Genomic DNA, 12043 nt, shown 5'->3' with positions numbered 1-12043 from the left:
CGGCTCGACCATCGGCAGGCTCGCGAGATTGTCGGGCTCCACGATGTAATCGGGATGCGTCATCTGCTTTTCGCGACCGAAAAAACCGATTTCCCCGGAGACGTACCGGATTTCGCCGATCGGCAATTGCTTTTCCACCCAGCCGCCTCTAGCCCCGAAAAAGCTCAGCGTGATCTCTCCCGTTTCGTCATGCGCCTTGATTCGCAACGGCGCCCGGCTGTTGCGTGGCGGCACGATATGCTCGTCGATATGAAGCTTCAGCGTGGCGATCGATCCGACAGGCGCATAGGCCACCCCGTTCTGCGCGCGCCTATCGATAACCCCGGACGGCATGTGCATGAGCACATCGAGAACCACGGCGTCCTGCCCGTCGGGCGCGCCAAAGAACCTGGCGAACAGCGCGCCCAGTTGCGGCCCGACGCCTTTCATCGATTTGAGCGATTTGAACAGCGGGTTCAGCAGATCGGGGCGGGGCACGACTCAAAACTGGGCTAATATGAACGGAAACGGAACGATATATGCTTGTGTGCCATGGCAAAAGGCTGACAGCGCCACCAAATGTCTCTAATAACTGCGGTCCCGAGCCTCAATATCTGTCTGGACCATGACCGACACAAACGCCATCGAAATGCGCCGCAAGCGCGCGCTTTATCGCGCCCAGCATCGCGGCACCCAGGAAATGGATATTTTGATCGGCGGATTCGTCGCCGATCATCTCGATTCGCTCGATGCCGAAATGCTCGATCGCCTCGAGGCCCTGATGGACCACGAGGAAACCGACCTTCAGGCTTGGCTCATGGGCCAGAGCGACATTCCCGACACCGCCGATCGCGCCCTGATCGACACGATCCGCAACCACAAGATTTCACAGAACTAGTTTCATGGACGATTTGCTGCGCGACAGACCCTCAAGGATTCTGGCCAACCTTCCCGACGGCATGCAGCCGGCGGTGTTGGCGCGCGAAATCGAGCAACGCCTGAAAGAAGCGCCACAAGCACCTGTTTCTATTATCTTTGTTGCGCGTGATGGTCGTCGCCTGCAGCGCATGGCCGATATCCTGCAAACCATGTTGCCCGGCCATCCCGTGCTGATCTTTCCCGCCTGGGACTGTCTGCCCTATGATCGCGTTTCGCCGAACGCCGTAACCATCGCCGCCCGCATGTCGGCACTGGCCCAACTGGTCGATCCCGCGATCAAGGGCACCATCGTCCTCACCGCCGTCAATGCGCTCATTCAGCGCGTCGTGCCGCGTGATGTGGTCGCCGCCATGACATTTTCGGCAGCGGCCGGACGCATGGTCGATAGTGTAAAGCTGATCGGATGGGCCACCAACAATGGCTATCTGCGCGTGCCCACGGTGCGCGAAGCTGGCGAATACGCGGTGCGGGGCGGACTGGTTGATCTCTACCCCGCCGGCCACGATGCTCCACTGCGCTTTGACTTTTTCGGCCAGCAGCTTGAAACCATTCGCGCTTTCGATCCCGAAAGCCAGCGCACCACCGGCAATGTCAAATCGGTCACCCTCGTTCCCATGAGCGAGGCGATGCTCACCGAAGACACGATCCGGCGCTTCCGCCGCAACTACACAACCGCTTTCGGCGGCAACACGGCCGACGACCCGCTCTATGGCGCCATCAGCGCCGGGCAGCGTTTTGCGGGCATGGAGCACTGGTTGCCCTTCTTTTACGATGAGATGGAAACGCTGCCCGCCTATATCGGCGATGCCCCTGTCTATTTCGACGATCAGTCTCGCGAGGCCTATACCGAGCGCCGCGACCAGATCCTCGACTATTACAGCGCCCGCAAGGAGGCCCGCGAGCAGGGCAGCACCGCCGGCGCACCTTACAAGCCGCTTAAACCCGAACTGCTCTATAACGTGGAGCAGGGGCCATACGAGTTGGCCCGTGGCCACGAGATTTCCGAACTTTCGCCCTTCCTGCCCGCCGATGAGAACCTGCCCGTCATCGACTGCGCCGGTCATCTGGCGCCCAGCTTTGCCGCCGAACGCCAGGCGGCAGATACCAACCTGTTTGAAGCGGTCATTTCGCGCATCAAGACCGAGGCGAGGGCAGGGCGTAGGACCGTCATTTCATGCTGGACCGAAGGCACCCGCGACCGCATGGGCCAGGTGCTCAAGGATCACGGCCTTAAGGCAGTCAAAAAGCTCGAGAACTGGAAACAGGTCGATCTGCTCAAAATCGGCCAGCTCGGCCTCGTCGTCCTGCCACTCGAAACCGGCTATCTGACAGATGATATCGCCGTCCTGTCCGAACAGGACATCCTCGGCGAACGCATCATCCGCCAGGCCCGGCGTAAAAAGGCGTCCGACGCGCTCACCGAAGCGAGCGCCCTTTCTGCTGGCGATCTTGTCGTCCACGTCGATCACGGCATCGGGCGGTTCATCGGCCTCAAAGCCATCGAGGTGCAGGGCGCACCCCATGATTGCGTTGAGATCGAATACGCCAAAGGCGACAAGCTCTACCTTCCGGTCGAAAATATCGAACTGCTCTCGCGCTATGGCGCTGAAGGCGCCGAACTCGACAAACTGGGCGGCGTTGCCTGGCAGGCCAAGAAGTCCAAGCTTAAAAAACGCATCCGCGACATGGCTGAGCAGCTCATCAAGATCGCTGCCGCCCGCCAGACGGCCCATACCGATCCCATCGAAGTCCAGACGGGCGCTTACGACGAGTTCTGCGCCCGGTTCCCTTACGAGGAAACCGAGGATCAACTCGCGACTATCGACGCCGTGTTCGACGACCTCACTTCCGGTCGCATCATGGACCGGCTGGTCTGCGGCGATGTGGGCTTCGGCAAGACCGAAGTGGCGTTGCGCGCCGCCTTCGTCATGGCCATGAGCGGGCGTCAGGTCGCCATTGTCGTGCCCACGACCCTGCTGTCCCGCCAGCACTTCAAAACCTTTTCGGACCGTTTCTCCGGTCTGCCGGTGCGTGTGCGTCAGGCTTCCAGGCTTGTGCCCGCCGCCGAACTCAAGGCGACCAAGGAAGGGCTCAAGGACGGCAGCGTCGATATCGTCGTGGGCACCCACGCCCTGCTGTCGAAATCGATTCAGTTCCGCGACATTGGCCTGATGATCGTCGATGAGGAGCAGCATTTCGGCGTCGCACACAAGGAGCGCCTCAAGGAGATGCGCGCCAACGTCCACGTCCTCACCCTATCGGCAACGCCCATCCCGCGCACCCTACAACTGGCCCTGACCGGCGTGCGCGACCTGTCGCTGCTTGCGACGCCTCCCGTCGATCGCCTCGCCATCCGCACCTTCGTGTCGCCCTTCGACCCGCTTGTCGTGCGTGAAGCCCTGCTGCGCGAAAAATATCGTGGCGGGCAGGCCTTCTATGTCTGCCCGCGCATTTCCGATCAGGCCGACATCGCGCAATTTCTGACGGACCATGTTCCCGAGGTCAGTTTCGTGGTCGCCAACGGGCAAATGGCGCCACAACAGCTCGATGACACCATGAACGCCTTTTATGATGGCAAGTTCGATGTGCTTGTCGCCACCACCATCGTGGAATCGGGCTTGGATGTGCCGACAGCCAATACGCTCATTGTGCACCGCGCCGACAAGTTCGGCCTCGCCCAGCTCTATCAGATCCGTGGGCGCATCGGTCGTTCCAAGACCCGCGCCTACGCCATTTTCACGGTGCCGGCAGACCGCAAGCTCAATGATCAGGCCCAGCGCCGCCTCCAGGTGCTCCAATCCCTCGAATCGCTTGGCGCCGGCTTCCAGCTTGCCAGCCACGATCTCGATATTCGCGGCGCCGGCAATCTCCTGGGCGAAGAGCAGTCCGGTCACATCCGCGAAGTGGGGTTCGAGCTCTACCAGTCCATGCTCGAAGAGGCGGTAGCCTCATTAAGGGCAGGGCAGTCGGCCGAGGAGGAAGAGGCCGGACAGTGGTCGCCGCAGATTTCTCTTGGCATGCCCGTGATGATCCCGGAGGCCTACGTGCCCGACCTTCAGGTCCGTATGCAGCTTTACCGCCGCTTGGGCGATCTGACCGATGCCAACGAAATCGACGGCGTCGGCGCGGAAATGATCGACCGGTTCGGCCCACTGCCCGAGGAGGTCGAGGCGCTGCTCAAGGTCGTGCTCATCAAATCCCTGTGTCGTGCCGCCAATGTCGAAAAGGTCGATGCCGGCCCCAAGGGCGCGCTTATCACGCTGCGCAATGGCGTTTTCCCAAATCCTGCCGGATTGGTGCGCCATATTGCAGATCCTGGCCAGGCGGCCCGGCTGCGTCCCGATCAGAAAATCATGTTCGCGCGCAACTGGCCGACTGCCGAGCAGCGGCTCAAAGGCAGCGCTGCGATCCTTTCGCGACTGGCCGGCCTCGCCGCTGGCCAGTGACACCTTTAAGCAACACGAGTGGTCCAAGCGCATTGGCAGTGTCTCAACGTCATGCTATTGCCCGATTTCGCCGCTCTTGAACGTGTCTGAACCTTATGATTCCGGCAGGGTCTACCTGCCCAGAGCAACAGGAATGTCCATGAAACTCAAAAACGCGATACTTGCCGGCGCTGTTGCCACGGGACTGGCCGTTTCAATGGCCGGCGCCGTCCATGCGCAGTCCGCAGACGCGGGAATGATCGACCAGGCCGAAACCTCTGAGGGCTCGGCCGAAGACAATTGGCTCAAGGTCTGTAGCGATCTCGACGATGGCGGCCAAGCGTGCATCATGCGCCAGGTGGTCAGCAACACCGGCGTGTTCACGGGCTCGTTCCTCCTGCGCGACGATCCCAGCCAGGAAAGCCGTCTTCTTGCTGTCGCTTCCGTCCCGATCGGCGTGCTGTTGCCCTTCGGCCTGACCTGGCAGATCGACAGCGGCAAGCCCGTGCGCGTCCCCTACATGCTGTGCGACCCGCAGGCCTGCTCTGCCCAGCTCGTTATCAACGAATCCTACATCCAGAGCCTCAAGCGCGGCAGCACCCTTACCCTGACCGCCAAGAACCGTCAGAACGAAGATATCACGATCGATATCACGCTCGCGGGCTTCACGGCAGTCTATGACAATCCCGAAGGCGTCTCGATCGAAGAGCTCAACCAGGCCAATTCGACCGAGAACGTGCTTGAAAATGTCCTTCAGGACCGTGCCAACCAACTCCGCGAGGAGATGGAAGGCGGCGAGGCCGCTCCGGCCGAAAGTGCTCCCGTCGAAGAAGCGCCGGCCCAATAGGGCGCAACCGGATTTTCATACGGAAAAGGCGGACCATTCGGTCCGCCTTTTTTATTGTCCCATCCCAAAAGATATAGCCTGTTTTCGCAGCAGTGGGATTGTCTTGAGTCCCCAAAGCCCCACGCTCCGCAACGCCTGGGCCGGCAAATGAGGCGAGAGCAGGGACGTAAACAAGCCGCCAACAAAAGCCCCGGTCCGCGTCAGATCGCCCCGCCGGGCCACGCCATAGCTGCGCGCCACGGCATCGGCCCAGCCATATGATCCCGGATTGGCCGCCTTGAGGCAGGCGTTAAGGTTTGCCACGTCCCGCAGACCCAGATTGAGGCCCTGTGCGCCGATGGGCGGAAACGCATGGGCCGATTCGCCCACCAGCACCGCAGCGTCGCGCCCGGCCACATCAACCGAGAGAAGTGACAGCGGAAACACGAAACTGGGGCTGGCCGCCGATATCGTCCCGAAAAGGTGCCCCGACTTTGCGTTGAGAAGGGAAATTAGGTGCTCCGGTTCTCGCCGCGCGTCCTCAAGTGTTTCCAGCCTGTCGATCCACACCAGATTGGCGCGATTTCCACCCGCCGGAACCAGCGTGAACGGCCCATTGGGATAGTGAAATTCCACCGATTCCCCATCGAGCCCGCGCTCAAGCTCCAGATCGCAAACGAGTGCGGCCTGGTCGAACTTGCGCTCCCGCATCGAAATCCCCGCGGCCTTGCGCACGCTGGAGCCTTTGCCATCGGCCCCAACCAGCAACTCGGCAGTCAATGTGCCGCCATCGCCAAGTTCGAGATGCCACACCCCATCGACCCGACTTGCCGATTTGAGCGTCGCGGCTCGGCGGTCGAGGTTTTCATTCCCCGCTGCCGCCTGCGAAAAACTCTCCCCGAGCCGGGCATTGGCAAAATTCCATCCAAAGGCCCGGTGCCCGATTTCCGACGCACTGAATACGGTCTCCGGCGCGCGTAAAGGCCTGCCGGTCGCATCGATGATCCGGATGCGCGTGAGAGGTGTGCCCAGCGTTTCAGGGTCATCGATCAACCCTGCGTCGATCATGTAGTCGACCGACGGCCCCATCAGCGCCGAAGTCCTGCGGTCCACAGGCGCGTCGGGTGCCACATGAAGGGTTGAGAACCCGGCATTGGCCGCCGCAACCGCGGTCGCCTTGCCAACGAGCCCGCCGCCGATAACGGCGACCTGTGTGTGATTGGCCATTTTCACCTCGATGATTGACCAAGATGTAAGCCGCCGGGATCGCCCTCGCAAGCCGCGCAAATGGCTCTGCCGCTTTATTGCCGTTGTTGCCCGCAAATGTGCACACATCGCGCGCCGGGGCGGTCGCCGTTCTTGCCATGGGCATCAGATGGATGCCCGTGTTCCAACCGCTGAGGGCAAAAATGCTGGATTTCGTCGTCGAACCGGCCTTCTGGGCCAGCCTCATTCTGTTGACCTGCATCGAAGTGGTGTTGGGAGCCGAAAACGCCAATCAGTGTTTGAGCCGGGCAGCGGGCCTGCCCGATGAGCAGCGTCGCCGTGCCAAGGTTCTGACAGCCGTCTTAGGCACTCTCTTCCGATTGGCATTGCTGGCGATTCTGCTCTGGCTTCTTGGCCTGCAGCGATCGGCCTTCAGCATCGCCGGCTGGTCCCCCACCTGGGGCGGGGTCGTCCTCTTGGCCGGTGGCCTGTTTCTGATCTATAGGGCCGTCACCGAACTTCACCTTATGGTTGAACCCCACCTGGTTCCTCACGATGGCCCAGACCCGGCATTTTCCGAAAGCCCCACGCTGGCAATCGCCCAGCTTGTGGCCCTCAGCGTTATCTTTTCTGTCGATTCGATCATCCTCGCCATCGGCATGACGGCCTACGTTCCGGCCATGGTCATCGCCATAATTGCCGCGATCGTGATCCTGTTTTTCGCTTCCGGTCCCATCGCCTCATTCATCGCCCGCCACGCCGCGATCCAGGCGGTGGCGCTGGGTATCTTGTTCGTCGTGGGCACCGTGCTGATGGCTGAGGGCCTCGGCATGTCGGTTCTCCGCGACTATCTCTACATCGCCATTGGCGCGGGCTTGCTCGTGCTTGCCTTCTCCAAGCTCATCCATCGCACGCCTGCCAGCCAGCCATCGATTTCGATGCCCGCCGCCATGCCCGTCCAGGATCGCGCCGAACCCAGCCTGGAGCCATCTATTCCTGTTCCCGATGATGGGTCCGCCAGCGCGCCGCGGTCAGTGGACCCCATCTTCGAGGACGTACCCGATACCGTTTTGGAAACCGAAGATTTCAGTGATCCCGCGCCGGATGAGATCAACGAACCTGCTCCCGCCGAGGGGCCGTTGCCGGACGAAATCCCCGACAGCGACGAACCGCCCCTTGGCGAACGCGATACCGCTGTGCAAAGGTCGCGCCGGAAAAAACCCGTACTCAGGCGCCGCCCTCCGAGGCTGCGCACGGCCAGAAAAAGAGAATAGGCAGGAATATGAAAGCCATTGTCGTTGACCAATTTGGTGGCCCCGAAGCACTCGATTTCCGCGATGTCGAGGTTGGAGAGCCCGGTTCGGGCGAAATTCGGGTCCGCCATCACGCCATCGGCGTCAACTTCATCGATACCTATCACCGCACCGGTCTCTATCCCAATCCGCTGCCCCTGATTCCCGGCTCCGAAGGCGCCGGCGAGGTGATTTCGGTTGGCGCCGGGGTCACCGGCTTCAAGCCCGGCGATCGCATTGCCTATCAGGGCACCATCGGTGCCTACACCGAGGAGCGGATCATGCCGGCGGCAAAGGCCGTTCTGCTGCCCGAATCGATTGATTACGAAACCGCGGCCGCCATCATGCTCAAGGGCCTCACGGCCTACTACCTGCTGTTTCTCACATGGCCCGTACGTTCGGGCGAAACCATCCTGTTTCAGGCCGCAGCCGGTGGCATGGGGCTCATTGCCTGCCAATGGGCCAAATCGATCGGTGCCCGCGTCATCGGCACCGCTGGTAATCCCGATAAGGTCGCGCTGGCCAAGGCCAATGGCTGCGACGAGGTCATCAACTATTCCGAAGAAGATTTCGCCGTGCGCGTCCGCGAATTGACCAACGGCAAGGGCGTCGATGTGGTTTACGACGGGGTAGGGCAGGACACCTTCGAGAAATCGCTCGATTGCCTGCGGCCGATGGGCCTCATGGTCAGCTACGGCAACGCCACCGGCCCGGTTTCCGTCCCCGATCTGGGCATTCTGGCCCGCAAGGGTTCGCTGTTTGTCACCCGCCCGACAGGCGCCCACTACTTCGCCGAACGTCCGGCTCTGCTGGCCGGCGCCAAGGCGCTTTTCGCAGCTGTCGAATCGGGCGCCGTCAAACCCCATATCGGCCAGCGCTTTGCGCTTTCCGAAGCTGCCGATGCCCACCGGGCGCTCGAAGGCCGCAAAACCGTCGGCTCGACCATCCTGCTGCCCTGATTGCCTCTGTCGCGGGGACGAAGGCTGTGATACGGCCTTCGTTCAAGGCGGCAGGCAGGGAAATAACCGGTGGTTCGTGCAACGCTGATTGGATTTTCGGCCATCCTTATGTGGTCGCTTCTGGCGTTGTTCTCGAGCCTGTCGGGACAGGTGCCACCATTCCTCTTGTGCACCTTCTCGTTTGCCGTGGCGACGCTTGTCGGCCTTGCAGCAACCGGACGACGCGGCAAGCCCCGCACGCCGGCTGCAAAAGTCCCGCTCATGGCCTGGGTCGTCGGCGTTGCGGGCCTGTTCGGCTATCATTTCTTCTATTTTTCGGCCGTCCGGAACGCTCCGGTGGTCGAGGCCAATCTGATAAATTACCTCTGGCCACTGCTGATTGTTCTGGGCTCGGCCCTGATGCCCGGCGAAGGGTTGCGCTGGCATCACGTGGCCGGCGCCTTGCTGGGCCTGGCCGGCACGGTGCTGATCGTGTCGAATGGCGGCCGCTTTGCCTTCGAGCCCGAATATATGTTCGGCTACGGTATCGGCGTCCTCGCCGCCTTCACCTGGGCCAGCTATTCACTGATCTCGCGACGCTTCGCCCAGGTCCCCACTCGCATGGTCACCTGGTACTGCGCCGCCGCTGCCCTGCTTTCGCTTGTCTGCCACATAACGCTCGAGGAAACGGTGATGCCCGCCAATACCGTTCAATGGCTGGCCGTCTTCGGCATGGGCCTGATGCCGGTGGGGGGCGCGTTCTTTGTCTGGGACTACGGTGTCAAGCATGGCAACATCCAGGTCCTCGGCGCAGCCAGCTATGCTGCACCGCTGCTCTCGACCCTGCTGCTGATCGTGTTCGGCATCAGTGCCCTCACCATGCCCGTCGCCCTCGCCTGCCTGCTCATCACGGGCGGTGCGGCGCTGGCCTCCAAGGACATGATTGCCCGCCCGCGGCGCAAACCGCCGGTAACGGTCATCTGATCCTCTGGACAGCTTCGCACCGAACAGCTAAACCGCAAATCAATCGGCCAGCCCTCACATGGGCTTGCGGCTCAACGGGTGGGTGGCAGAGTGGTTGATTGCACCGGTCTTGAAAACCGGCGGGCGTGAGAGCGTCTCGGGAGTTCGAATCTCCCCCCACCCGCCATCTTCCAGACGCAAGGGGTCAGACCATCGGCGGATTGAGCCGTGCAAATCCCTCCTGCCGGCGATAGGGGAAATAGGGATAGGGAGCCGTCACGGCACTGGCATCATCGAGCCTGGCGACCTGCTCAGCGGTCAGATTCCAGCCGACCGCACCCAGATTCTGGCGCAATTGCTCTTCGTTGCGCGCCCCGACAATGACTGATGAGACTGTGGGGCGTTGCAGCAACCAGTTGAGCGCGACCTGCGCAACGGTCTTGCCGGATTCCTCAGCTACCGCATCGAGAGCCTCGACAACGCCATAGAGGTGCTCCTCATCCACCGGCGGACCAAAGCTTGCGGTTTCGTGCAGACGGCTGCCCTCCGGCAACGGCGCCCCGCGCCGGATTTTCCCCGTCAGCCGCCCCCAGCCCAGCGGACTCCAGACCAGCGCACCGAGCCCCTGATCCTGCCCGAGCGGCATCAATTCCCACTCATAGTCGCGCCCGACCAGCGAATAGTAGACCTGATTGGCAACATAGCGCGGCCAACCGCGACGGTCGGCCATGGCCAGCGATTTCATCACCTGCCAGCCGAGAAATTTGACACTCCGACATAGCGAACCTTGCCGGCGCGGACCAGCATATCGAGCGTTGAAAGCACCTCCTCGACCGGGGTCGCGATGTCGAAGGCATGAAGTTGGAGTATGTCGATATGGTCCGTCTCAAGGCGGCGCAGCGCATCCTCGACGGCGCGAACCAGACGGAAGCGGGAGGATCCGCCGTCATTGGGCCCATCCCCCATCGGAAGCCCGGTCTTGGTGGAGATCAGCACGGCATCGCGCTTGCCCTTGATGGCTTGCCCCAGAACCTCTTCAGAGGCGCCGTCAGAATAGACATCGGCGGTGTCGAACAAATTGACCCCCGCTTCAAGACAGATGTCGACGAGGCGGCCGGCTTCAATGGCATCGGAAGTGCCCCAATTGCCAAATAGTGGGCCGGCCCCACCGAACGTGCCGGCGCCGAAGCTGAGAACCGGCACCTTGAGGCCGGATTTGCCGAGCGGTCTGTAATCCATGATAAAAACTCCTTAGACGATAGGATTGCAAGCGGGTTTCGCCAGGGGCCGTCCGACGGTTCGAACGGCAATCAGAGCGGTGGCGAGGGCGAGAAGCGGAAACAGTGTGGCGATGGCCGGCACGAGGATGAGGCCAGGCCCGTGGTCGATAACCAGGCCGCCAGTCCACGCACCAAGGGCATTGCCGAGATTGAAAGCGCCGATGTTGAAGCTCGATGCGAGGCTCTGGCCGGCCCCTTCGGCCCTTGAAAGTACCCACATCTGCAGGGGCGCTACCGTGGCAAATCCGGTCGCGCCAAGCAGGCCGGCGAAAAGCACGGCGGTAAATTGATTGCCGAAGGCAAAACTCATCAGCCCCAGGACGAGGGTGAGTCCCACCAATGTTCCGAAGATGGAGGGGACAAGGCCCCGGTCGGCGAACCTGCCGCCCAGCAAATTCCCCACAAACAGACCGCCCCCGAACACCAGCAGGATCGGCGAGACCGCACTGTCGTCAAACCCGCCGATCTCGGTCAGCAAGGGCGCGATATAGGTAAAGACCGCAAAAACACCCGCATACCCGAACACGGTCGTCAAAAGACCAAGCAGCACAGGGCGCCGGGCCATGGCGCGGAAATCTGCCCGCCAATCCGATGCTTGCGGTCGTGTTCGGTCTTGGGGCACCAGAAAGGCGAGAACAGCGATGGCAACGAGCCCCACTCCAGTGACGGCCCAGAAGGTTGCCCGCCAGCCATAGTGTTGGCCAAGCCAGGTACCAAACGGCACGCCGAGGACAGTCGCCACAGTCAGACCGGTGAACATGATGGCAATGGCCGAAGCGCGCTTGTCCTCGGAAACAAGCCCCGTCGCCACCACAGCGCCGACGCCGAAGAACGTGCCGTGGGTCAGCGCCGTGAGCACCCGCGCCGCCATCAGCCACCCATAACTCGGAGCGAGAGCGCACGCAGCATTGCCGACGACGAAGATCACCATCAGCCCGATCAACACGCGCTTGCGCGGCCAGCGTGCCGTGAGCACGGTAAGCACCGGGGCGCCGACGGTCACGCCAAGCGCGTACCCCGAAATCAAAAGGCCCGCCGCCGCTATGGTGACGTTCAATTCACGACTGACCTCCAAAAGAAGGCCCATGATGACAAATTCGGTGACGCCAACGCCGAAAGCGCCGACTGTCAGGGCATAAAGTGCCAAAGGCATATGAAATCTCTATCCATCCAAAACTGATGTCCGAAAGATAGA

The 12043-nt window shown here is 61.7% G+C and carries 8 protein-coding genes, 1 tRNA gene and 2 pseudogenes; 7 read left to right on the top strand and 4 right to left on the bottom strand.

Annotated features, from left to right (window positions below; genetic code table 11):
* A pseudogene (locus AACZ55_RS07700) lies at nt 1-477 on the bottom strand (ATP-dependent DNA helicase RecG); the annotation flags it as partial.
* A 127-nt stretch (nt 478-604) separates the two neighbouring features.
* Here AACZ55_RS07700 and AACZ55_RS07695 point away from each other — a divergent pair.
* From AACZ55_RS07695 to AACZ55_RS07685, 3 genes are all read left to right on the top strand, one after another.
* Nucleotides 605-877: a succinate dehydrogenase assembly factor 2 gene (locus AACZ55_RS07695; protein WP_339644850.1), complete on the top strand. Its 273-nt coding sequence runs from the start codon at nt 605-607 to the stop codon at nt 875-877.
* Nucleotides 878-881: 4 nt separating this feature from the next.
* A complete protein-coding gene (mfd, locus tag AACZ55_RS07690) occupies nt 882-4364 on the top strand; it encodes a transcription-repair coupling factor (protein WP_339644848.1) in 3483 nt (1160 codons plus the stop codon).
* Nucleotides 4365-4503: 139 nt separating this feature from the next.
* The gene (locus tag AACZ55_RS07685) at nt 4504-5190 is read left to right on the top strand and encodes an invasion associated locus B family protein (RefSeq protein WP_338606901.1); all 687 of its coding nucleotides are present in this window, start codon (nt 4504-4506) and stop codon (nt 5188-5190) included.
* 51 nt (nt 5191-5241) lie between these two features.
* Here AACZ55_RS07685 and AACZ55_RS07680 read toward each other — a convergent pair whose 3' ends face one another.
* Nucleotides 5242-6396 (bottom strand): FAD-dependent monooxygenase, encoded by a 1155-nt coding sequence (locus AACZ55_RS07680; RefSeq protein ID WP_339644845.1) that lies wholly within the window; start codon nt 6394-6396, stop codon nt 5242-5244.
* 182 nt (nt 6397-6578) lie between these two features.
* On the opposite strand from AACZ55_RS07680, the gene AACZ55_RS07675 reads away from it, so the two are divergent.
* The 4 genes from AACZ55_RS07675 to AACZ55_RS07660 all read left to right on the top strand — a co-directional run bounded on the left by AACZ55_RS07675 (nt 6579) and on the right by AACZ55_RS07660 (nt 9755).
* Entirely contained in the window at nt 6579-7649 is a 1071-nt protein-coding gene (locus AACZ55_RS07675) for a hypothetical protein (protein ID WP_339644842.1), read from the top strand.
* Nucleotides 7650-7657: 8 nt separating this feature from the next.
* Entirely contained in the window at nt 7658-8626 is a 969-nt protein-coding gene (locus AACZ55_RS07670) for a quinone oxidoreductase (protein ID WP_339644839.1), read from the top strand.
* 69 nt (nt 8627-8695) lie between these two features.
* Nucleotides 8696-9589, top strand: a complete 894-nt coding sequence (locus AACZ55_RS07665) for a DMT family transporter (protein ID WP_338606897.1) — start codon at nt 8696-8698, stop codon at nt 9587-9589.
* A gap of 76 nt (nt 9590-9665) precedes the next feature.
* Nucleotides 9666-9755 (top strand) — tRNA-Ser (locus AACZ55_RS07660).
* Between the two features lie 18 nt (nt 9756-9773).
* Here the strand turns inward: AACZ55_RS07660 and AACZ55_RS07655 are convergent.
* Both AACZ55_RS07655 and AACZ55_RS07650 read right to left on the bottom strand, forming a co-directional pair.
* Nucleotides 9774-10807, bottom strand: a pseudogene (locus AACZ55_RS07655) (aldo/keto reductase).
* 12 nt (nt 10808-10819) lie between these two features.
* Nucleotides 10820-12001 (bottom strand): MFS transporter, encoded by a 1182-nt coding sequence (locus AACZ55_RS07650; protein WP_339644836.1) that lies wholly within the window; start codon nt 11999-12001, stop codon nt 10820-10822.
* Nucleotides 12002-12043: the final 42 nt, after the last annotated feature.

Origin of the sequence: uncultured Pelagibacterium sp., from assembly GCF_963972885.1 — a bacterium.
GTDB classification, from domain to species: Bacteria; Pseudomonadota; Alphaproteobacteria; order Rhizobiales; family Devosiaceae; genus Pelagibacterium; species Pelagibacterium nitratireducens.
Note: the sequence above shows the minus strand (reverse complement) of the source record. Positions and strands in the feature narration are given on the sequence as shown.

What these genes read in the sequence shown, in the direction of transcription:
- AACZ55_RS07695 (WP_339644850.1), top strand. Translation starts at nt 605, where the DNA reads ATGACCGACACAAACGCCATCGAAATGCGCCGCAAGCGCGCGCTTTAT.
- mfd (WP_339644848.1), top strand. Translation starts at nt 882, where the DNA reads ATGGACGATTTGCTGCGCGACAGACCCTCAAGGATTCTGGCCAACCTT.
- AACZ55_RS07685 (WP_338606901.1), top strand. Translation starts at nt 4,504, where the DNA reads ATGAAACTCAAAAACGCGATACTTGCCGGCGCTGTTGCCACGGGACTG.
- AACZ55_RS07670 (WP_339644839.1), top strand. Translation starts at nt 7,658, where the DNA reads ATGAAAGCCATTGTCGTTGACCAATTTGGTGGCCCCGAAGCACTCGAT.
- AACZ55_RS07680 (WP_339644845.1), bottom strand. Translation starts at nt 6,396, where the DNA reads ATGGCCAATCACACACAGGTCGCCGTTATCGGCGGCGGGCTCGTTGGC.
- AACZ55_RS07650 (WP_339644836.1), bottom strand. Translation starts at nt 12,001, where the DNA reads ATGCCTTTGGCACTTTATGCCCTGACAGTCGGCGCTTTCGGCGTTGGC.
- AACZ55_RS07675 (WP_339644842.1), top strand. Translation starts at nt 6,579, where the DNA reads ATGCTGGATTTCGTCGTCGAACCGGCCTTCTGGGCCAGCCTCATTCTG.